Consider the following 21,761-nt stretch of genomic DNA (forward strand, 5'->3'; position numbering starts at 1 on the left):
CAGTGCGCTGCTAGCGCATCGCCACACCTGGCAACCGTTCCAGGCTACCGAAGGGGAAACAGATCCCAATCGACGTCCTGGTGGCCGAGAACCGCGGCGGATATCAGGTCTGCCGCAATCTTTGCAAACGTAATGCCATTCCCTCCAAATCCCATCGATACAAAGACCCGGCTCATCCCTGGCGCAGTCCCTATCATCGGAAGCCCGTCAGGTGTGACGCCGAACGCGGCCGACCAGGAAAAATCAGGTTTGCCGAGCGAAATCCCGGTCAGATCAGCCAGCTTTTCGACAAGGACCGCTGTCTTGTGTTCGATCTTTGTCGGGTCGAGATAGGCAGCCTCACCTTTCTCATCCTCCCCACCGACGATGACGCGTCCATCAGATGTGGAACGAAAGTAGAGGTAAGGGTCCGAGGCCTCCCATACGAGGTATTTATCCAGCCAGTCAGGTCGTTTCAGCCTTGGCTTGCTAGCCAAGGCCCATGTCGACATGAGCTTGTGGCGTGGATTTCTCAGGCATTCGAGAAACTCGTATCCACTGCAGAATATGACGTGGGCCGCCTCAATCATCTTCCCCTGATCTGTCGCAACGATGACGTTATCGCCGGCCTCGCGAACATCGGTGACCTCCAGCCCGCCTACGACTTCCACCCCCTGTCGCCTCGCTGCGCGAAAAATGCCCGTTGTCATCTGCACAGGATTTGAGGATGCGGAGATCGCGCTATTGATCGCTCCACTTCGGTTGATACCATAACGCTCCAGAAGCGCCGCCCGATCAAGATATTCGGCGAGGATTCCAACTTCTTGGCGAGCCTGCGCCTCTCTTTTCAACGCTCGCGCGCCAAGCTCTTGCCCGGAGAGAAAAAGCGTGTGCCGCGACTGAAATTCGCAGTTGATGCCGAGATCCCGAATGAGGCTCTTCAGCTCCTCGACTGCACCCGCCGACCTGCGCCAGACCCGTGAAGCCTTCTCGTGACCGATCGTTCTAGCGAGACGATGAAGCGGGACATCGATCTCATGCTGGATCATGGCAGTGCTCGCGGCGCTGCTACCACGAACCGGATAGCGGCGGTCGATCGTCAGGATGCGCAATCCTTTGCCGCTGAGTGAATGGGCCATAAGGGCGCCGCCGATTCCCGCACCCACCACTATGACATCGAAGCGATCGGATGACGGGAACTTTCTTGTGACGATAGATGCACGCTGTTTGGCGAGCCACAGGGGTTGCGCGTGCCGGAGCGGCTGCTGATGGGTGAGTGAACCGGCGGCGTCGAGCTCGCCGGACCCCGATGTCGATCGGATCTGCGATGACACCATTATTGGCGAACTTTCGCATTGCGACCGTAAATGGCTCCACGATGACGTTCTCGGTAACTGGCTGCCTTCTACCGGGCCTTTCGGCTGATACGATTTAGCCCGGGTGAACCAAACAGCTCATCTTCGTCGATCCTGACGTTCAAATGCATTCCTCCCATGTTCTGAATTGAAGATAGGAGCAGCGTGTTCCGCTGGAAGAGCGATGAACGTACACAGTGGCCTGTTCCAGACATTTAATGGAACACCGGTAGGCCGAGAGTGTTCTCGTCTCAATCGGAGGAACGGCAATGCCCCAGTTGAAAGACATTCATCCAGAGCTTACCGGAAGTTCAACAAGCAGCACGACATTCGGTCGATCCATGGAGAGTAAAAGTCAGATCGCGGACTCTGCACCGCCGAAGTTCGTTGGGGAGGCTCTCAATATTTACCGCCTTGAGCCGATAGCTTCTGCAGATGATCCCGCGTGGGCAAACAAGCCGGGACACGGTGTGGTGGTCGTCGCGGCACGTACAGCCGGAGACGCACGAATAGTGGCCGCGGAACGAGAGCTGGATTTTATGGAAATCGACGCGGCTCCCGCCGACGATGTATCAACCCGGACCGCAAGCGCTTTCAGGGATGAAAAGTTCTACACGGTCGTCGAAATCGAGCACGGGCGGTGCGACTTGGTTCGCGGAGTAATTGAGGGCGATATCAGGATGGACGTTATCAAGCCGCTTTGCATGTGATGCGGTGGTCTTCGATGGCGGGTACGGTGTTCGGGCAATAGAAGACGGCCTGAGGAACTCCGTAACCTACGCCGCTGTGACGGCGGCTCTCATGGGCGGAAAGTCTCGAAGACCGTACAAAGCGACATGACGAGGAACCGGGAAGTTTCAGAAGCGTTCAGGCGATACCAACAACAAGTCGTTTATCGGAGGTTATTATGGGTCGCGGTATTCTTCTTTGGCTTCTCGGCGTCCCGTTGCCGATCGTCATCCTTCTTGTTCTATTTATGCGCTAGGAGAAGGACATGCCTCTCTATCAATCTGGTGTATCAGATGTCGGAGTTGAATCCTCTGCCTCGGCTCTCAGTTGGGGTCCGGTAATAGGTGGCGCGGTCGCTGCAGCGGCCACGGCCCTCATCCTGCTTCTGCTGGGGGCCGGCGTTGGTCTGACGATGGTGTCGCCATGGTCGGGAGAAAGCGCTTCATTCACCACAGTAAGTATCACGGCAGCAATCTGGTTTGTGGTGGTCCAGTGGCTCGCTTCCGCGCTCGGCGGCTATCTGACGGGGCGGCTGCGCACGAAATGGGCCGGCGTGCACACCGACGAGGTGTTTTTTCGGGACACCGCGCACGGCTTTCTCAGTTGGGCGCTTGCAACAGTGCTCGTTGCAGGATTGGCCGGATCTGCTTTCACAAGCCTTGTAGGCGGCGGAGTTCAAGCTTTGGCATCTGCCACCTCGACTGCGACGATTGCCGGCGCCACATCCGGCAGTGCTGACAACACAGGTCCTAACGTGGCGGCCGGATATTTCACGGATGCCTTGCTTCGTCCGCAGGATCTGCGCAATCGCGCCCAGACTGACGATGCGGCCGCAGTTGCGGAGGTTTCCCGTATCCTCCTTAATTCCGCAACGGCTGGTTCGATGCCCGACGAAGACAAGACCTACTTGTCGGCCGTCGTGGCGTCTCGCACTGGGCTCACGCCCGAGGAAGCGAAAGCGCGCGTCGATGCTGTGCTGCAGCGGATCGATCAGGCGAAAATTGAAACGCAGGAAGCAGCAGACAAGGCTCGTAAGTCAGCCTCCACAACAGCGATGCTTGGCGCACTCTCGCTCTTGGTAGGTGCCTTCATCGCTTCTGCGGCCGCGGCACTTGGGGGACGTCAGCGAGACGATGAAGAAGCCGCACTTATCGCTAAGTTATGACACGTTCTACGCGTCGGCGATGACAATCTAGCCGACGCGACTTCGCCAATCTTCATCAAGTCGCCCCGGATGCATTCGGGGAAAAGCTTCAGTGCCTTCAGGCCCGCCTGAGAACGAGCGACGGGATGTCGAGACTTTCGTTTCCTCCTTGGATGACGAGAGGGATGAGCCTGGGCCTGCCCATTAAACAGCGTATTGAAATTCCATCACCAAAGCGTGAAACCTTTTATCTCAAGCGCCGTTAAGGGGCTCATGAGTGATCGCAAAATCCACCCCGCAACTGAAAAACTTGCAACATTACAGGGTGCTGAAGTCCCTCCGCAGAAGGATGAAGAGCACTCAGAGGCTGAGCCGGTACCTGACGCCATTGAGCCCGATCAGGCAATGTCACCCGAGGAAGCCGAGCAAGCCCGCAAATCCTATCTTTTAAAGCGCTTCTGGATCAGTGCGCGCGGCTATTGGAGCCGTCGTGGTGACCGCCTGGCATGGCCAGTCTCCATTGGTCTCCTTGCTTTGATTGGTCTGAACGTCGGTTTCCAATATGGAATCAACGTCTGGAACAGGGAAATTTTCGACGCGATCGAGCAACGCAATGCCTCGTCGGTCTATTATCTGGGAGCTCTGTTCCCGCCGCTGGTACTAGGCAGCGTAGCCTTGGTTACCATTCAGGTATTCGTCAGGATGTTGATCCAGAGACGTTGGCGTTCCTGGCTGACCAAGGCATTGATCGCCCGCTGGCTTGCCAATGGTAGATATTACCAACTGAACCTGATCGGTGGCGACCATCAGAACCCGGAAGCACGAATTTCCGAAGACATGCGGATCGCAACCGAGTCTCCAGTGGATTTTGTGTCAGGTGTCATCTCCGCCTTTCTCTCTGCCTCGACCTTCATCGTTGTACTCTGGACAATCGGCGGCGCTTTAACACTGCCGGTGGGCGGATCGTTTATTACGATCCCGGGGTTCCTCGTTGTCGCCGCGGTGATCTACGCATTCGTAACGTCAGGCTCGATCGCTTACATCGCCCGCAACTTTGTACAGGTCTCCGAGGTCAAGAACCAGGTTGAGGCCGAGTTTCGCTATACACTTACTAGGGTCAGGGAGAATGGCGAAAGCATTGCTCTGCTCGGAGGTGAAGAAGAGGAGCGAAACGATCTCGACAGAACGTTTCAGAAGGTGCGTGAGCAATGGCGCCAGCTTGCTCATCAATATATGCGCACTACGCTCGTCTCGCACGGATCGATGCTGATTGCTCCCGTGGTGCCGGTCTTGCTATGCGCGCCAAAATTCCTCGATGGAAGCATGTCACTTGGTGAAGTCATGCAGGCAGCATCGGCGTTTACCATCGTCCAGACGGCCTTTGGCTGGCTGGTCGATAACTATCCCCGTCTTGCAGACTGGAACGCCTGTGCTCGCCGCGTCGCGTCTCTGATGATGTCGCTCGACGGCCTCGAACGCGCCGAAACCAGCGACAGCCTTGGCCGCATCGCCCGAGGCGAAGCTGTTGACAATACCATGCTCAGTCTTCGCGATCTCTCCGTGTCCCTCGGTGACGGTAGAGCCGTCGTGAAGGAAACCCAAGTAGAGATCGAACCGGGCGAGCGTGTGCTGGTAGCCGGAGAGTCTGGCTCTGGCAAAAGCACACTGGTGCGGGCAATCGCAGGGCTATGGCCTTGGGGCGAAGGAAGCGTCAATTTCCGTGCCAACGCTCGATTGTTCATGCTTCCGCAGAAGCCTTATATTCCGACCGGATCACTTCGACGGGCGGTCGCTTATCCGCAAGAAGCCGATATGTGGGGCACCGAGGAAATCGGTTCAGCGCTGGAGAAGGTTGGCCTGGGACATCTCAAGGGCAAAATCGCCGATGAAGCCCCTTGGGACCACACCTTGTCCGGCGGCGAGAAACAACGATTGGCCTTTGCCCGGCTTCTGCTGAATGCCCCCGACATTGTTGTACTGGATGAGGCAACGTCGGCGCTGGATGACAAAAGCCAGGACAAGATCATGGAGACGGTCATTAATGAGTTGCCGGATGTTACGATACTGAGTGTTGGTCACCGAGCAGAACTTGAGGCATTTCACAGCCGAAAGATTACTCTTGAGAAACGGGATGGCGGGGCAAGGCTTGTCAGCGACGTGGACCTCATTCCGAAGAAAGGGAAGCGCATGTCAATCTCTCGGATGTGGGGGAAGAGACAGGATCGACACTGACTGCAGTCCAGCCAGAGGTTAACCAGATAACGATGGCCCCCTCGCTGCGTTCTCGGCTTCACGATGCGGTAATTCTTCGATAGTTGCGACTATGTCTGCAAAACATACTGGGATTGGTGCCACCCATTTTACGGAATCGTTTCCATCAACGAGGGAGGCCGTGAAGCGGTCGAAGGTGAATCTGTAAGTCTTGGCAACATCGGCCGGACCTGCCACGCAGCGACAGCCTTGCTCGAGGGCCGTAACCTCGGTTCGTGAAACCTCGAAAACAACGATTGCCCGTTCGTGTAGCTCTTGCACGTGTGGCTGGAGTTCATCCAGTTGCTGACGTCGCAAGCCGGTATCATCTCCCGCGACCAGCAAAATCCATTCCGGTTTGCAATTGGCCTCAAATAAAGCAGACATATGGCGACCCTTCACAGCGAGATTTGCAGCCGTACGGCTACACCGCGGATACCGTAAAACCGGTAGCAAAAGAGAAGGTTCCTCCGAAGGCGGGCGTGCAAGTGTTCAATTACGTGAACCTCTAACCTGCGCGCGCAGCCCTGAACGCAGTCGTCCACCGCGCGGAGTTTTCAAGGTGTTTGATAAAGCAGGCCCGCGGCGTTCACTGTTCCATCGCAAGCGACAAATTCGAAGGGGTCGAACCAACAAATATCGCGCGAAAGGCTGATTGATTAATGCGATGTCCGTCTCAGGCATGCCAGATGGCCGCCGTCCTTAAAGCGAGCAAGCTTGCGATCGAGGCCTGACTTCTTTTGCATCCGTTGCCTAATATTATCGCTGAGATCGGAACTTGTCCTGCCACTCGGCGTTCTCACGCCGCAGATATGTAGGGAGTAAAGCATTATGTCTGGTCCAAACGCACGATGGAAAGAGCCTGTTGAGATCGCCTTTCCAACTGGCTCCCATAAAGTAAGCGGCCCGTTTGAAGCGCTTGCACACATGATGGATAACTGGCCTGCTTCACAGGGGCTGGATTTCGTCCGCGCGCGAAGCGCCTGCCGCGGCGCGATTGCTGGATACAAGACGATCGATGAGGCACGAGTAGCTTTTGAAGCGGCGGCGGCCGAAGCTCGCAAACAATTCGATCTCCGCCGGCATTGAGCGTGCGCCAGACATGCCGACCTCACTCTACACCTGACCAGTCACGAACGCTTCAATCTGCAAGGTCGTTTGCATTGAATACAACACGTAAACACTATGGAACTCTCGGTATTTTCCTGACGCTCGTACTCATCACGGGCTTCACCCTTGGGATAACCATCCGACCTGGCGATTGGTACGAGACGTTGGTGAAACCGTGGTTTACGCCCCCGAACTGGTTGTTCGCGCCGGCGTGGACATTAGTTTACATCCTCATTGCCATCGCCGGTTGGCGGGTCACAATCGGTCATGGTTTGAGTTCCACACTATTCCGCCTGTGGACCTTGCAGATGCTTTTGAACTGGGCCTGGACGCCAGTCTTCTTTGGTTTTCGCCAAGTCGGCTTAGGCCTTGCCGTCATCGCTTGCTTACTTCTGGTGGTCATGGCTTTTCTGATCAAGGCCCAAGACCGAGTGGCGCGATGGTCTTTCGTGCCCTATGCGCTCTGGCTTGCCTACGCGACGTCGCTCAATGCCGCCATCTTTTTTCTGAACTAGAAGAGGTTGGCACAGGCTCCCGGCCCGGCATTCACGGAACGAACGCTGTGGCAGCGAGTTTCAGTGGCACGTCCTCGACTTCTGGAGAGCCACATGGCGGCGCACACCTTGGAAGAACTATCAAAGCAGCTGCAGAAAATCGATTTCTGCATGCTCCAAACGAAGAACGAACCTGGCGTGTTCAGCGTTCGCCCGATGAGCAACAATGGTGACGTCGATTACGACGGCGACTCCTACTTCTTCTCATACGATCAGACCCGTAAGGTCAGCGACATCGAGCAAGACGCTCGCGTCGGCCTGACGTTTACCGCGCCACCCAGCTTACTCGGTAAGCCCGGCATATTCCTGGCGATAGACGGTACCGCAAGCCTGATCCGTGACAAGGCGCAGTTTGAGGCTCACTGGGTCAAAGACCTTGAGCGGTGGTTTCCGGAAGGGATCGATACCGCTGGAATCGTACTGATCAAGGTCTCGGCCACCGAGATACAATACTGGGACGGCGAGGAGAACGGCCGCATCCCTCTCGCAAAGCGCGAAGCTTGCTGAGTTTTGCGTGATGGACCGGCAGGACCCGGGCGAGCTTCAATTTTATCGATTGAGAGGATGACGATGAGCCTCAGACATACACGCGTCCAGCATGAAGGCGCCGGCCACTGGGTGGTCGATTTCGTCGGAGATGACGGGGAGGCTGAGGCGGCCATCGATGGCGTATTGATAGGGTGCCTCTACCTGCCGAACGGCAACCCTGCCCCAGGCCCAAGTTCGACTACAAACTGCGGTGGTTCCGGCGGCTCCAGGAATATGTAATGAAAATTCTAGAGCCAGACGTTATCGCCCTGCTGGTTGGCGATTTCAATGTCATGCCGACCGCACCGGACGTTTACAAACTGGAGCGTTGAATCGCTGACACGCTTTATCGCCCCGAGGTCCGCCAAGCCTATTCGCACTTGATCGAACAAGGCTGGACGGGATGCGATCCGCCATTTGCATCCAGACGAGCGGATCTACACATTCTGGAAATATTCACCCAGCGCTCGCTCTTCTCCAGCCAACCGGGCTTCGGCTACAAGCGCCCTGGTCCTCAACGCAACTGCCTCTATCTTCGGCTGGTGGAATTTTTTGCTTAAGGAAAACTTGGCATGAGTATCGCGACGACGCGCGAGGATTTTGACAACAGCAAATTTTTCGCCGGGATTGCACGCGGTATTGCAGGGGCCCTTCTCTTCTCCCTGCCGATGCTTATGACCATGGAAATGTGGCAGCTTGGCGTTTACATGGACCGCAGCCGTTTACTGCTCCTTCTCCTCGTCAATATACCTCTGCTGATCATTCTCTCCGACAGGGTCGGCTTCGAAGAGACATCCACGTGGCAGCAAGCGATCCGTGATGCCAGCATTGCCTATGCTCTTGGTATCGTTTCCTGCGCATTGATCTTGGTTGCGATGGGAGTCATCAAGCAAGACCAGTCAGCGCACGAGATTATTGGCATGATCGCGCTTCAGGCCGTGCCCGCGAGTATAGGTGCGATGCTGGGCCGAAGCCAACTCGGTGGGCAGTCGGATGATAGAAACGACGAAGCGGGCGGAAACGATGACGACCCCGTTCACGAAAGGGAGACAGGCTACGCTGGGGAGTTGTTTCTCATGGCTGTCGGTGCCTTGTTCCTCAATCTCAACGTTGCGCCCACCGAAGAAATGATCCTGCTGTCTTATAAGATGACGCCCTGGCACGCCCTCGTCATCATCGCCGCCTCGCTGGCGGTGATGCATGGTTTTGTCTACGCCCTGTCTTTTAGGGGGAGCCATGATCTCGCCGAGGGCACGCCAAGCTGGCATGCTTTTGTCCGCTTCACATTGCCTGGATATCTGATTGCTTGTTTGATCAGTGCCTATTGCCTTTGGACGTTCCACAGAACCGATGACATTGGATCCACCCAAATCCTGATGACTATTGTCATCCTGAGCTTCCCCGGCGCGATCGGCGCCGCGGCCGCTCGCCTGATCCTGTGAGGCCGCGATGACCAAAATCTCGAACGGTAAAAATATCGAGGCCGGCGCCCCTCACTGGATCGAATGGATCACAGGTGCTGTCTCCGGGATCATCGTAGTTGGCGTGATCGTCTGGATAGGAAAGGACGGGTTCCTGGACCACGATACCTCGCCGAACCTTCATGGGAAGGTAGTGCAGATAGAAGAGCGCAGCGATGGGTTTCAGGTCTTATTCTCAATCGAAAACGCTTCCAGTGCAACCGCATCCCAAGTGAAAATTCTAGGAGAAATAAGAGAGCAAGGCTCGGTGCTGGAAAGTAAGGAAACCATCTTGGATTACGTTCCCGGACATTCCAAGGCTGGCGGCGGACTGATTTTTCGGCAAAATCCGACTGGGAGGGAGCTCGAGGTCAGAGCGACGGCTTTCAGTGAGCCGTAATTGCCAAGCTGACGCGACGGTCAGTCGGAAACTGCCGGGCCAAAAATTACGATCAGAAGGAAGGCAGTGACAAGGGAAGACATCGAACTGAGTTTAGGCAGCTCGGTGTCTTCCCTTGGAGAGCCGAAATCAACTGCACTGTCGGTGTTCACGTAGATCGCCGTCCCGCATTCGCATCTTCGGCAAGAACCAGGCTCACCGGCGGCGAGCCGCTATCGTCTCCCTGGATGATTGCCGACACATAAGCGAGTGCGTTCTTCATCCCGTTCATCGTGTAAGGCTTCTCTATTGCGCCAAGAGCACCAGCGAAATCATCGGGAATTTTCTTGATGTTGCCACTGACGAACACGTAGGGAATACCTGCGGCAGCAAGCTCTCGCCCGACATCGATGCCCGTAGGCCCATCCATGAGATGGATGTCCACAAACGCAAAATCCGGTTTGGAACTGCCAATCTGATGGCGTGCCTGAGTGCTGCTCATGGCAAGCCCGGTCACGATATGTCCTGCCATTTCCACCTCGCTTTCGAGCTCCATGGCAAGCAGCATCTCATCTTCTACGATCATAACTTTCAATGCGTATTCTCCTGATGGTCGCCGACGAGAAGGACGACGTCGACAATCGTCTTCTGCCCGTCCCGCTTCCGTTCGATTTCAGCGCCGAGCTGCAGGGCGGAGGCCTCAAGCAACATCCGTCCAAGCTCAGCACTTTCGCTGTCAGGCTCGACCGGCTCCGAGGTGTCTTCGACACGGATCAGAAAGTGGCCATTGAGGCGTTTTACGACAACATGGATATCGCCGCCGCCATCGCTTAGCCCGCGCCGGACGGCATCCCCGACGAGCTCGTTGACGATCAGCGAGAGTGGTGTGGCCTTGACGGCTGGCACGAGCAGAGGTGACAGATCCAGCGAAAGGCGAATGTCCTTGCGGCCCGTTGCATCGACAAGGTCGGTGACAAGCTCTCGTGTGAACTCCGACATGTCGAACTTCGAGACATCGTCCAGGGTGAACAACTTGCGCTGAACCGTGCTGAGCGCTTCGATCCGGTTCAGCACCGACATTAGAGTGCGTTTTTGTCGATCATCCTTGGTGACACGCGCCTGAATTTTGACGATCGAGGCCATCGTCAAAAGATTATTCTTTACCCGATGGTCGACCTCGTGGACGAGGAGCGTGCGGGCGTCCAGCGCAGAGCGCAGGTTCGCCGTGTGTTTTGCAACCTCCGCCTCGGCCTGATGCCGCGCGGCGGCCAGATCCGCTTCCCGACTCTTGACCGGCGTGAAGTCGAGCTGGGAAGCAAAGAAATAGATGATCCTATTTGCTTCATCGCGCACAGGGCTAATGAATACGGCATTCCAGAACGTGGAGCCATCCTTGCGATAATTGAGGATGTCCACGGCCACGTCCTGACCGGCTCCGATCCGTTCGCGCATGAGCGCGATGGTATCCCGATCAGTCTCAGGCCCCTGCAGAAAACGACAATTACGGCCGATGACCTCATCGTCACTATAGCCCGTTAGCTTTCTAAAAGCCTCGTTGCAGAAGATAATCGGGTTGTCAGCTTGGTTTGGATCCGTGACGATCATTGGCATACGCGTGGCTTTGAACGCCGCCGCGAATGGGTCCTCACTCACGTGCCCGGCGACCAAACGGTCCCCGGCGCTGCGTGCTTCGCGTTGGTGTTGATCCTTTTCCTGCATATTAGCCCTGATTGAGTTGCGTCACGAGAGAAGTCATGGCGGGGAAAATAGTTCCTGCTGGTCATGCCCTGCCGTGTGGCGGCATTAACGCTTCGATTTCGCAGATGACCCCGGCAGAATCATATATGATCGTCGATGTTCCATTGAGCTCGGCCGCCAGCAAACGCTCGACCAGTCGAGATCCGAAGCCCGTCCTGGTCGGGGCACCTACGCTCGGCCCGTCCCTTTCCTGCCAGCGGAGACGAAGAGAAGTGGTTTGGGGGGCATAGAGCCAGGTAATCGATACTTTGCCCGTCGGTACGGAAAGGGCACCGTACTTGGCCGCGTTCGTTCCAAGTTCATGGAGGGCGAGCGACAATGTTGCAACGGCCTTTTGGGGCAGCAGAACTGATGGACCGGAGATTTCGAAACGCTCCGGCGGGTAAGGTGCAGCCACCCGCTCGACCACAGCAGCGAGATCCGCGCTTTGCCAGTCACCTTCTGCGAGCAGATCGTGAGCGTGCGCCATTGCCGACAGCCGCGCTTCGAATGCGGCTACCGCATCTGTTGTATAAGTCGTCTTCGCAAAGGTCTGACGCGCGATAGCGATCACTGTCGCGAAGACATTCTTCACCCGGTGATGCAACTCGCCGATCAAAACCGCCTGAAGCGGATCGGCCTCCATTTTTGTGGAAATATCATGGGCGATTTTCGATGCCCCGACAATCTTGCCGGCAGTGTCATGAATGGGTGAGACGCTCAGCAGAACGTCGACCAGATGGCCGTCCTTGCGGCGACGCTTGGTCTCATAGGCCTCGATTACGGAGCCGGCTTTGATCTGCTCGAGCAGAGCCGGCTCCTCTTCGGCCCTGTCTTCTGGCACCAAAGCCAGAACAGACTGACCAAGGATCTCATCGGCTTTGTAGCCATAAAGCCGTTCAGCACCGCCGTTCCATGATGCGATAGTCATGTCCAGGTCTATCGCAAGGATCGCATCGTTTGAGGACGCGATGATCGAGGCTAACCGGCGCTCTGCCTCTTGAGTCTTTTTTCTTTCACTGATGTCGATCGAAACGACAGCAACCTGATGGATACGCCCTTGTGCATCGCGCAGCGCAGAAACGGTATTGTTAACCCACACGAGACTGCCATCTTTCCTCACATATCGCTTCTCCATGTCGAAGCTTTCGCCGGTGGCTGCAAGCTGGCTGAACAGCCGGTTTTGCTCGGGCATGTCATCGAGGTAGGTGATGTCGGCGATACTCTTTCCGATGAGCTCCCGTTCTTCATAACCAACGATTTCGCAAAACCGCCGATTGACGTGCAGGATCTCCCCTTTCAGGCTGCCTTGGCCGATGCCGGCTGCCGACTGCGACACGACAGCTCTTAGCCGCTCCTCGCTTTCCTGCAGGGCCTGATCGGCGCGAACGCGGTCCGTCGTTTCATTCACGATGCAGAAGACGCCTCGCACGACCCCGTCCTCGTCATGGATAGCGGAATACGAGATGTCGAAATAGACGGTTTCGGGGTAGCCATGACGCTCGATGTAGAAGGGGCGATCCTTCGCGGCGACTGTCTCACCGGTGTCCATCACACGGCGCAAGAGTGGCTCGAGATCGTCCCAAAGCTCGGGCCAATTCTCTCGCGCGGGTCGGCCAAAAGCTATAGGATGCCGATGGCCGATGGTCGGAGCGTAAGACTCATTGTAGAGCGCGACCAGATCTGGTCCCCAGAACATGACGATCTGGGCCTTTGCCGGCAGCATGATATCGACAGCGGATTGCAGACAGCGAGGCCATGCTGGTGGCGGACCGAGGAAAGAACCGTCCCATCTTCCGCTCTCGATCAATCGCGAGATCTCGTCCGTCCCTTTGAAGGTTTTTCCAGTCTCGCTTCGCATTGGTACCCGCTCTACTTGCCGCTGCGATATTGCACATCGTGTTCCCGATTGGTTGTTGGCAGATTTATGGCGGCAGATGACTGCTGCAAGGCCATTCCGCAATGAATTCGGAAAGCGAAGGTAACCGACCTTTGAGGTTAGAGGCATCCAATGCAGGCCCTCTTCAAATCAAAGCCTGCTCTGCCAAGCTTTCATTTCTGAACTCTGGTCACGGCCCATGACCGACGTTGACATGCCACCTGGCATAGGATGGCATGCCGCTCGCCGCGATTATTCGCGACCGCTCGCCACCGATCAAGATCATTGTGTCTGACCATGTCGACGACGCCAGGCGATCTAATTCCAGCCGAAACAGTTTTCTTCTCGACCTTATCGAGAAGAACAAATCATAGAGACAATTGATGCCATTATAGGCATGCAATCATCGGCTAGCACTGTCTGCAAGTGCCTTGTGGTCATCCATAGTTCGGACGAAGTCAGGCAGTGCCTGGTGTCCTTCCCAAGAAGAATTGTCTTCCAAAATTCGAGGATTTCTTCGCAGGCACGAGAACTCTTTCGTCTCCGTACCTCGTAGGAAAATAAAGCGGAGTCTTATTTTCTCCGTCGAAATTCGCCCGCGGCAATACTCTCAAGCCCCGACATATCTGTTACAAAGAGCTTTTGTCGCCCGCCCAGCACAAACCCCATTTGTTCCCACGCGCTTAAAATGCGCGAAACTGTGTGAAGGGTAGTGCCGGTCATTTCCGCAATGTCCTGCCGGGAAATCAGGAAATCGATGCGGATGCCACGCTCCTCCTGTTTCCCCGCCTTCTTGGCAAGGCGCAGAACGGTGTGAGCAACCCGTCGTTCCACTTCCTCGGTCGACATTTCGCGGATGCGAACATGTGCTTCTTCCAGTCTCTCCCCAATAGTCTGCATGGCCGTCACGGCAAGGCGCGGATTGTGCTCTACAAAGCTCGGCCAAAGCTCCGTTGGCCAAGCCAGCGTGACACTTTCGGCTACGGCCGTTGCCGTGCCTGGGTAGTCCGTACGCTGCAGTGCCCTGGCAAAGCCGAACAAATCACCTGGATGCACGACCCTGACAATGATCTGCTGGCCGTCTTCCGTCACCTGCGTCACCTTGAGCCGGCCGTGCAGAAGAAGAAAGAAACTGTCGGCGGATCCGCCTTGTTCGAAAACTGCCTCCCCTTGGGCAAAGCGCCGTGCAGACGCATGTTGCAGCAACCGATCCAACTCATCGTCCGGCATAAGGTCGAAAAGCGAAATAGATCGAATAAGCGAGCGGTCGATTTTCAAGGTGGCTTGTTCCTCGGTGCGAAGCCGGTCAGGTCGCGTTCATAGTGAAACGCAGCCCACTTCCCTCCCTGAGGAATCGGCATGAGTAACGCTACATCGGACGACCCGAAATGGCAAAAAGCAGCGGCGCATACCACCGTCTGTCACGCACGAGGCGAAAGCCTACGTTGTCGGGTGGTGCGCCGATCGAACAACCGCCACCTTTAGGTTCACGAATAAACGAGCTCAACGGGGCGCTGTGTTTGCCGGCCGTAATATAGATACCGCAACTTTCGGCTTCCGATATCGGCTTCGAGTACCTGTCCAGCATGACCCTGCGCAGGCAGGTTGATGTCCATTCCCATATATTTCCTCCGAAATCGGCAAGGCCGTGTTCGTTCTCGCCAAAACTCCCATAGGGTTGAGGATGAGGAAGACGCGAGGCTTTGCGCGCGGTTTCGCGTTCATAGTCCGCCAGCCAACGCAATGCGGGATTCTTGCTGTCCGGATCGATGCCGAGTGCATCATCCGGATATTTCGAGCCTGCAGCAAACGCCAGTTCTTCAATGGCCGGCAATCGCCAGATCTCTCCGGTTTTATGAGAAAGCCAGCGGGCATACATGGCCGCATCGTCAAAGCTTACCCCGGTCACGGGCAAATCCGCGCCTGACGATGTCGGCAAATCGCGGCGAGTACAGCCCCCTTCGAGAACACATTGATCGTAGCTCTCGGCACTTACCTGATACTTCATGATTTCCAACGGCTGTCGGAGAGTTTTGGTCATCGGCGCGTCGACGGCGAGGCCATTGCGAAAGAACTCCCCACTTTCACGATACTCTAAGCGACCCGCAGGGATGCTGATGGTTTCAGGAACTGGGCCGCCGTTTCCACGCGTCGGTAGTAATCCAGACTGAAAGCCAATTGCGCCCGTCAAGCCGACAACAAGTGCGAACGGAAGAGCGATTGACGAAAAGGCATTACGAAGAAGAGCGGCATTGACAAACGTCATAGGATCCTCCGATCCCTCCGGCCTCCTCTGACCGGCACGGAGATGCGGCTCGGCACTGGATCCGAGGCCGAGCCAAACATCGTCAACCCGAGGTCGGCGAGACCACGGCTGTCATAAGGTCATCGTTCCAGTCGCCCGTCACCTTGAAGTGGCCGGCCGCGCCAAGTTCGAACGCCTCGATCAGATTGTGGTTTACATATGCATAGATACCAGGCTGCTGGAACGTGTAGTAAGCCGCACCTGCAGCGCCTCCAGGGATGAACCATGTTTCCTGATCGAGTTCTGGCGGATTGGCGAACTTGCCGGTAGCCCAGACATAGTCGCCATGGCCCCCGATGAGATGCGGACGCGTATCTCTGTTGGCTTGCGAATGCAGGATCAGGACGCGGTCGCCAACCTTTGCCTGCAAGGCGTTCTCACCCGTCAAAGCGCCGACCGCCCCGTTAAACACGACATGTGTCGGGGTTAGTGTCTTCATTGCTTCCAGGACATCCGGATAGGCTTCACCAGCACTTTCGTACTTCTTGAACTGACCGTTCTCATCCTTAGGAACATAGAAGTCCTGCTCGCCGACATAGTACACCTTGTCGTAAACGAGGTCGTGGCCCTTGTGGTCCTTGAGTCCGTCACGCGGCAAAACCATGATCGCGCCATTCATGCCCGAAGTGACATGCCATGGCACCATGCCGGCGGGGGCACAGTGGTAGACAAAGACACCCGCCTTGGTGGCCTTGAAGCGCAGCACCGCCGTCTCACCGGGATTGACCACCGTCAGCGCCCCGCCACCCAGCGCACCCGTCGCCGAATGGAAATCTATATTGTGCTGCAGCTCATTGGTATCGGGGTTGACGAGCGTCAGTTCGACGTAGTCGTCCTGGTGAACGACCATCATCGGCCCCGGAACAGATCCATCGAATGTCATCGCATGGACTTCCGTCCCTTTGTCGTCGACGATAATCTTCTTTTCCTGGATGGTCATCTTGAACTCGATAACCTTTGGCGCGCCCTCACCCTTCTGGGTGTGGGCATGTACGAACGGCGGCCTGACCAAGTCAACCTTGACGCGCTTCAGCGTCGCGATGTTTGCTGCTGTTGCAGCGGGATTTGTCTTGATATCTCCACCTTCGGCATGTGCAACAGAGGTGACGACCGGCGCCAATGCTCCCGCGACAGCTGCGCCGGCCAGCATGCTCCGGCGGGTCAACCGAAACTGTTCACTCATGAAAGTCTCTCCCTTTTTCAAGAAGCGGACCAATGTCTGTTCCGCAGCTTCGAAGTTAGATCGACTTGAATGCGCGTTATTGTTCCAACACAAATAAAAACGAGAGTTATCGCGTATAGGTAGATTACGCGAAGAGACACTCGTCCACTTGATCAATGCTGATTTTTAGGGAACACTGAAGTACCGGGCGAAGAAAGTTTTGCTCATCGAGCCCTGGGGCAGTGGCCGATCCGAACCATGATTGGACTTGGTTTCAGTACATTGGCAATATCGTCTTGAATGTTGTGCGTCGCCCGCGGCACAACTTTCGTTTGTCTTCTTTTTAATCTTTACGCATATTTTTTTGGCGAACTACGGCTTATTTGACTTTTATCAAGGTGAACGACTATCGGATTTGGTTATAATTAAGGCATTTGGTGCATATTTGCATTTCAGATCTTGCCAGAACCGGAAGCGAATATGGTTGAGCCGACCGCAACTCTCGAACAGACATCGTTCCGTCAAAAGCGGCGTCGCGAGATGCTGACTTTTGTTGTTCTCGCGTTTGGCATCTGGCCCATAGTCGCGGTCGGCACTGTTGCCACCTATGGCTTCGCAGTTTGGGCCTACCAGATCATCTATGGCCCCCCTGGCCCGCACGACATAACCCCGGCACGGCCAAATTCGGCGGAGTGAGTGACATGGGGCAGATGGCCAGCACGCGTCGCGCATTCTTGACCGGCAGCGTTTTGCGCGAAAACAGCAGTTATTACCCGCCCGGCGTTACAGATGAATCCGTAGGCAACTGTACGGGCTGCAGTAACTGCGTTGATGCCTGTCCGACAAAAATAATCAGCCTGCGTGATCGTATTCCCACCGTCGATTTTCAAGTCGGCGAATGTACGTTCTGCGGTGAATGTTCCGCGCGATGTCCTGAGCGGGTTTTCCCGCCTGAACCCGCCACATCATTCGCGCATCATGCCGTCATTGCAGATAGCTGTCTCGCGTTGAACTTCGTTGATTGCCAGGCGTGTCGCGATGCCTGTCCGACGACGGCAATCCGGTTCAAACCCCGGCTGGGCGGGCCTTTCGTGCCGGTGCTCGATACCGATCCTTGTACCGGTTGCGGTGCCTGCATTTCGGTCTGTCCCACCCAGTCCATCACCATGACGGCAAACAGGATGGAGGTGGCGCATGCGTGAACCACAGCACCATATATCGAGCGCCGTGGTCGTCGTGCGGCCCGAAGCGGTCGAGCGTATGACTGCCGCCCTCACCGATATCGAAGGCGTCGAGGTGCATGCCACCGGCGGCGGCAAGATCGTCATCGTCATCGAAGGCCCGAGTTCCGGCTTTCTCGGTGAAACATTGATCGTAATTTCGGCGATGGATGACGTCATCGCCGCACACATGGTCTTCGAACAGACAATTACTGAAAAGGAGATGTTGGATGACGGCAGAACTCACGCGGCGTGATGTGCTGAAAGCGCAAGCTGCTGCCATCGCAGCATCGACAGCCGGCATCGCCATGCCGGCAGCCGCCCAATCCGTCCCCGGTGGCGTTGCGGCACTGGAAATCAAGTGGTCCAAGGCCCCCTGTCGCTTCTGCGGCACCGGTTGCGGGGTCATGGTCGGTGTTAAGGAAAACCACGTGGTTGCCACCCATGGCGACATGGAGGCCGAGGTCAATCGCGGCCTCAACTGCGTCAAGGGCTACTTCCTGTCGAAAATCATGTACGGCAAGGACCGGCTGACGACACCGCTCCTACGCAAACGCAACGGCGTCTTTGACAAGGAAGGCGAATTCGAACCCGTCACCTGGGAAGAAGCCTTCGACATCATGGCCGAGAAGGCCAAGAAGACCCTGAAGGAAAAGGGCCCGACAGCGCTCGGAATGTTCGGCTCCGGCCAATGGACGATTTTCGAAGGGTATGCCGCGACAAAACTGATGCGCGCTGGCTTCCGATCGAACAACCTCGACCCCAACGCCCGCCACTGCATGGCGTCGGCAGCTTATGGCTTCATGCGCACCTTCGGCATGGACGAGCCGATGGGCTGTTATGACGACTTCGAGCATGCCGACGCCTTCGTGCTGTGGGGCTCGAACATGGCTGAGATGCATCCCATCCTGTGGACGCGTCTTGCCGACCGTCGCCTGGGCCACGAGCATGTAAAGGTCTCTGTTCTATCGACCTTCACCCATCGCAGCATGGACCTTGCCGACATTCCGCTGGTCTTCAAACCCGGCACGGATCTGGCGATCCTTAACTACATCGCCAACCACATCATCCAGACCGGTCGCGTCAACCAGGAATTCATCGACAAGAACACCAAGTTCATGCAGGCGACGACCGACATCGGTTATGGCCTGCGCGCCGAACACCCGCTGGAAGTCAAGGCAACCGGTGCGGCTAAGGCGGCCGAGATGACGCCGATCGATTTCGAAGCCTTCAAGAAGCACGTTTCCGAATACACGCTCGACAAGGTAGCCGAGCTTGCAGGTGTCGACAAAGCATTCCTTGAACAGCTGGCCGAGCTTTATGCCGACCCCAAGGTCAAGGTCATGTCGCTCTGGACTATGGGCTTCAACCAGCACGTCCGCGGCGTCTGGGCCAACCAGATGGTCTACAACATCCATCTCTTGACCGGTAAAATCTCCGAGCCGGGCAACAGCCCCTTCTCGCTGACCGGCCAGCCTTCGGCCTGCGGCACCGCCCGCGAGGTCGGCACGTTTGCCCACCGCCTGCCGGCCGACATGACTGTGACTAATCCGGAGCACCGCAAACACGCAGAGGAACTCTGGAAGATCCCGCACGGCATCATCCCGGAAAAGCCCGGCTACCATGCCGTCCAGCAGGATCGCATGCTGCATGATGGAAAGCTGAACTTCTACTGGGTTCAGGTGAACAACAACATGCAGGCCGCCGCCAACAACAGCAACGAGGCCTATCTTGGCTATCGCAACCCGGACAATTTCATCGTTGTTTCGGATGCCTACCCGACGGTAACGGCCCTAAGTGCCGATCTTATCCTGCCCGCTGCGATGTGGGTGGAGAAGGAAGGTGCTTACGGCAATGCCGAACGCCGCACCCATGTATGGCACCAGTTGGTAAACGCGCCGGGCGAAGCCCGCTCCGACCTCTGGCAGTTGGTTGAGTTCTCCAAGCGCTTCACCACCGAGGAAGTCTGGCCGAAGGACATTCTCGACCAGAACCCGGACTATAAAGGCAAGACCCTCTACCAAGTCCTTTTCCAGAATGGTCAGGTCGACCGGTTCCCGGTCACCGAAATCTCGCCAGACTACGAAAACCGCGAGGCCAAGGCTTTTGGCTTTTACATCCAGAAAGGCATATTCGAGGAATATGCGAGCTTCGGACGTGGCCATGGCCACGACTTGGGTCCATACGACCTCTATCATGAAGTTCGCGGTCTGCGCTGGCCGGTGGTCGACGGCAAGGAAACCAAATGGCGTTACCGTGAAGGTTATGATCCCTACGTGAAAGCAGGCGAAGGCGTCAAATTTTACGGTCAGAAGGACGGTCGCGCCGTCATCCTCGCCGCCCCTTACGAGCCGCCGGCGGAATCACCGGATGACGAGTTCGGCTTCTGGCTGGTCACCGGCCGTGTTCTTGAACACTGGCATTCCGGCTCTATGACCATGCGCGTTCCCGAACTCTACAGAGCGTTCCCAGGTGCCCGCTGCTTCATGAACGGCGACGACGCGCGCCGGCTCGGCATCAACCAGGGCGGACAGGTGAAAATCCAGTCCCGCCGCGGCGAGATCATCAGCCGGGTGGATATCCGCGGCCGTAACCGCATGCCGCATGGCGTGATCTTCGTACCTTGGTTCGATGCCAGCCAGTTGATCAACAAGGTCACGCTCGATGCCACCGACCCCATTTCCAAACAGACGGATTTCAAAAAATGCGCAGTCAAGATCCTTCCCGTCGCCTGAGTCGGCGTCTCTGGACGCTTTTCGCGCTTGCTCTGTGTCTGGTCACCGGCACGGTCGCTCTCGCACAGACCGTGCCGCAACTATCGGGCCGTTCAAGCCCGATGCAAAACACCGGAGCGGATCCCCTGCCGAGATGGATCGTCGACGACATCCAGAAGATGCGCAACTATCCCGATCAGCCGCCGGTCATCCCGCATTCGATCGAGGGATACCAGCTGTCGGTCAACACCAACCGCTGCATGTCCTGTCACCGACGTGAACTGACAGAAGGTTCCGGTGCGCCGATGATCAGCGTTACCCATTATATGAACCGTGAGGGCCAGATGCTGGCCGATGTTTCGCCCCGCCGTTATTTCTGCACTGCGTGCCACGTCCCGCAGGCAGATACGCGGCCCCTTGTCGACAACACGTTCAAGGATATGAGCGAACTCGGCTTCAAACCGGCGGGATCTGGACAATGATCGGCATGATCAAAGCAGTGATCCTTTGGGCCTGGCTTATTCTCGCCACGCCCGCTGGAACCTTGGGCTTGGGCTTCCTCACGCTCGGCGGTTTTGTTGGAGGGGTGATTTTCTGGGGCGCGTTCAACACGGCACTGGAAGTGACCAATACTGAAAAATTCTGCACCGGTTGTCACGAAATGAAGACCAACGTCTACGAGGAATTGACGCAAACGGTGCATTTCTCCAACCGTTCGGGTGTTCGGGCATCTTGTCCGGATTGCCACGTCCCGCATCAATGGACTGACAAGATCGCCCGCAAGATGCAGGCTTCGAAAGAAGTCTGGGGCAAGATCTTCGGTACGATCAGCACGCGCGAGAAGTTTCTCGACAAGCGGCTTGAGCTTGCCCAGCACGAATGGGCGCGTCTGAAGGCCAATGACAGCCTGGAATGCCGGAATTGCCACTCGTCGATTGCTATGGATTTAACCAAGCAGACGAAACGCGCCGCCGACATTCACACACGTTATCTCCTCTCGGGCAAGGCGACCTGCATCGACTGCCACAAGGGAATTGCGCATGAACTTCCCAACATGGATGGTGTCGATCCCGGCTGGAAAGTTCCGGCCGAGCTGATGGGTAAAGCCGCCTCGCACGGACTTCAGGACACCGATCAGCTGGCAGCCTATCTGGCCGCCCGGGAAGGTAACATCATCGACTGATAGCTGCGGTATAATCAGCCCCGAAACGGGGCTGATTATACTGTTTAGTGGCGATGACACGCGATACGATCAG

22 protein-coding genes and 1 pseudogene are annotated in these 21,761 nt (G+C 56.5%); 15 read left to right on the forward strand and 8 right to left on the reverse strand.

What is annotated here, in order from left to right; genetic code table 11:
• Positions 1-44: 44 nt before the first annotated feature.
• Positions 45-1,316: an NAD(P)/FAD-dependent oxidoreductase gene (locus JZX87_RS20440; protein ID WP_206827625.1), complete on the reverse strand. Its 1,272-nt coding sequence runs from the start codon at positions 1,314-1,316 to the stop codon at positions 45-47.
• Positions 1,317-1,603: 287 nt separating this feature from the next.
• Here JZX87_RS20440 and JZX87_RS20445 point away from each other — a divergent pair, with 287 nt between their 5' ends.
• From JZX87_RS20445 to JZX87_RS20455, 3 genes are all read left to right on the forward strand, one after another.
• On the forward strand, positions 1,604-2,044 hold the full coding sequence (locus tag JZX87_RS20445; RefSeq protein ID WP_206827627.1) for a hypothetical protein: 441 nt from the start codon (positions 1,604-1,606) through the stop codon (positions 2,042-2,044).
• A 284-nt stretch (positions 2,045-2,328) separates the two neighbouring features.
• Positions 2,329-3,228, forward strand: a complete 900-nt coding sequence (locus JZX87_RS20450; RefSeq protein ID WP_206827629.1) for a hypothetical protein — start codon at positions 2,329-2,331, stop codon at positions 3,226-3,228.
• A gap of 252 nt (positions 3,229-3,480) precedes the next feature.
• A complete protein-coding gene (locus JZX87_RS20455) occupies positions 3,481-5,439 on the forward strand; it encodes an ABC transporter ATP-binding protein/permease (protein ID WP_206827630.1) in 1,959 nt (652 codons plus the stop codon).
• An 18-nt stretch (positions 5,440-5,457) separates the two neighbouring features.
• Here JZX87_RS20455 and JZX87_RS20460 read toward each other — a convergent pair whose 3' ends face one another.
• Positions 5,458-5,844: a DUF4174 domain-containing protein gene (locus tag JZX87_RS20460; RefSeq protein ID WP_206827639.1), complete on the reverse strand. Its 387-nt coding sequence runs from the start codon at positions 5,842-5,844 to the stop codon at positions 5,458-5,460.
• A gap of 444 nt (positions 5,845-6,288) precedes the next feature.
• On the opposite strand from JZX87_RS20460, the gene JZX87_RS20465 reads away from it, so the two are divergent.
• The 6 genes and pseudogenes from JZX87_RS20465 to JZX87_RS20490 all read left to right on the forward strand — a co-directional run bounded on the left by JZX87_RS20465 (position 6,289) and on the right by JZX87_RS20490 (position 9,509).
• Complete coding sequence (locus tag JZX87_RS20465; RefSeq protein WP_206827641.1) at positions 6,289-6,546, forward strand: DUF982 domain-containing protein; 258 nt, start codon at positions 6,289-6,291, stop codon at positions 6,544-6,546.
• A 74-nt stretch (positions 6,547-6,620) separates the two neighbouring features.
• On the forward strand, positions 6,621-7,082 hold the full coding sequence (locus tag JZX87_RS20470) for a TspO/MBR family protein (RefSeq protein ID WP_206827643.1): 462 nt from the start codon (positions 6,621-6,623) through the stop codon (positions 7,080-7,082).
• A gap of 93 nt (positions 7,083-7,175) precedes the next feature.
• Positions 7,176-7,628: a pyridoxamine 5'-phosphate oxidase family protein gene (locus tag JZX87_RS20475; protein WP_206827645.1), complete on the forward strand. Its 453-nt coding sequence runs from the start codon at positions 7,176-7,178 to the stop codon at positions 7,626-7,628.
• A 144-nt stretch (positions 7,629-7,772) separates the two neighbouring features.
• Positions 7,773-8,105 (forward strand): annotated as a pseudogene (locus tag JZX87_RS20480) (exonuclease/endonuclease/phosphatase family protein); the annotation flags it as partial.
• 116 nt (positions 8,106-8,221) lie between these two features.
• Positions 8,222-9,091, forward strand: a complete 870-nt coding sequence (locus tag JZX87_RS20485) for a TIGR02587 family membrane protein (RefSeq protein WP_206827647.1) — start codon at positions 8,222-8,224, stop codon at positions 9,089-9,091.
• 7 nt (positions 9,092-9,098) lie between these two features.
• Complete coding sequence (locus JZX87_RS20490; RefSeq protein WP_206827649.1) at positions 9,099-9,509, forward strand: hypothetical protein; 411 nt, start codon at positions 9,099-9,101, stop codon at positions 9,507-9,509.
• Between the two features lie 148 nt (positions 9,510-9,657).
• Here JZX87_RS20490 and JZX87_RS20495 read toward each other — a convergent pair whose 3' ends face one another.
• From JZX87_RS20495 to nirK, 6 genes are all read right to left on the reverse strand, one after another.
• Positions 9,658-10,083 carry a response regulator gene (locus JZX87_RS20495; RefSeq protein ID WP_206827651.1) on the reverse strand — a complete coding sequence of 142 codons (426 nt, stop codon included), beginning with the start codon at positions 10,081-10,083 and terminating at the stop codon, positions 9,658-9,660.
• Positions 10,080-11,207 (reverse strand): PAS domain-containing protein, encoded by a 1,128-nt coding sequence (locus JZX87_RS20500; protein ID WP_148144224.1) that lies wholly within the window; start codon positions 11,205-11,207, stop codon positions 10,080-10,082. Before JZX87_RS20500 ends, JZX87_RS20495 begins: the two co-directional genes overlap by 4 nt.
• Positions 11,208-11,268: 61 nt before the next feature.
• Positions 11,269-13,086, reverse strand: coding sequence for a PAS domain S-box protein (locus JZX87_RS20505; RefSeq protein ID WP_206827652.1), 1,818 nt, complete (start codon positions 13,084-13,086; stop codon positions 11,269-11,271).
• 591 nt (positions 13,087-13,677) lie between these two features.
• Positions 13,678-14,382: a Crp/Fnr family transcriptional regulator gene (locus tag JZX87_RS20510; protein WP_183686745.1), complete on the reverse strand. Its 705-nt coding sequence runs from the start codon at positions 14,380-14,382 to the stop codon at positions 13,678-13,680.
• Positions 14,383-14,473: 91 nt separating this feature from the next.
• Positions 14,474-15,370 (reverse strand): formylglycine-generating enzyme family protein, encoded by an 897-nt coding sequence (locus JZX87_RS20515; protein WP_206827653.1) that lies wholly within the window; start codon positions 15,368-15,370, stop codon positions 14,474-14,476.
• An 82-nt stretch (positions 15,371-15,452) separates the two neighbouring features.
• Positions 15,453-16,592, reverse strand: coding sequence for a copper-containing nitrite reductase (gene nirK / locus JZX87_RS20520; RefSeq protein ID WP_206827654.1), 1,140 nt, complete (start codon positions 16,590-16,592; stop codon positions 15,453-15,455).
• Between the two features lie 459 nt (positions 16,593-17,051).
• On the opposite strand from nirK, the gene napE reads away from it, so the two are divergent.
• From napE to JZX87_RS20550, 6 genes are read left to right on the forward strand one after another with little or no spacing between them, the layout of a single operon-like run.
• Positions 17,052-17,267 carry a periplasmic nitrate reductase, NapE protein gene (gene napE / locus JZX87_RS20525; RefSeq protein ID WP_206827655.1) on the forward strand — a complete coding sequence of 72 codons (216 nt, stop codon included), beginning with the start codon at positions 17,052-17,054 and terminating at the stop codon, positions 17,265-17,267.
• A 5-nt stretch (positions 17,268-17,272) separates the two neighbouring features.
• The gene (napF, locus tag JZX87_RS20530; RefSeq protein WP_148144230.1) at positions 17,273-17,773 is read left to right on the forward strand and encodes a ferredoxin-type protein NapF; all 501 of its coding nucleotides are present in this window, start codon (positions 17,273-17,275) and stop codon (positions 17,771-17,773) included.
• Entirely contained in the window at positions 17,766-18,047 is a 282-nt protein-coding gene (locus tag JZX87_RS20535; protein ID WP_206827656.1) for a chaperone NapD, read from the forward strand. The genes napF and JZX87_RS20535 overlap by 8 nt, the downstream gene beginning before the upstream one ends.
• Positions 18,022-20,526 carry a periplasmic nitrate reductase subunit alpha gene (gene napA / locus JZX87_RS20540; RefSeq protein WP_206827657.1) on the forward strand — a complete coding sequence of 835 codons (2,505 nt, stop codon included), beginning with the start codon at positions 18,022-18,024 and terminating at the stop codon, positions 20,524-20,526. Before JZX87_RS20535 ends, napA begins: the two co-directional genes overlap by 26 nt.
• Positions 20,496-20,987, forward strand: coding sequence for a nitrate reductase cytochrome c-type subunit (locus JZX87_RS20545; protein ID WP_148144233.1), 492 nt, complete (start codon positions 20,496-20,498; stop codon positions 20,985-20,987). Before napA ends, JZX87_RS20545 begins: the two co-directional genes overlap by 31 nt.
• Complete coding sequence (locus tag JZX87_RS20550; RefSeq protein ID WP_353654227.1) at positions 20,987-21,688, forward strand: NapC/NirT family cytochrome c; 702 nt, start codon at positions 20,987-20,989, stop codon at positions 21,686-21,688. Before JZX87_RS20545 ends, JZX87_RS20550 begins: the two co-directional genes overlap by 1 nt.
• The last annotated feature ends 73 nt before the right edge of the window (positions 21,689-21,761 follow it).

This window comes from Agrobacterium sp. Ap1 (assembly GCF_017313375.1).
GTDB classification, from domain to species: Bacteria; Pseudomonadota; Alphaproteobacteria; order Rhizobiales; family Rhizobiaceae; genus Neorhizobium; species Neorhizobium cellulosilyticum.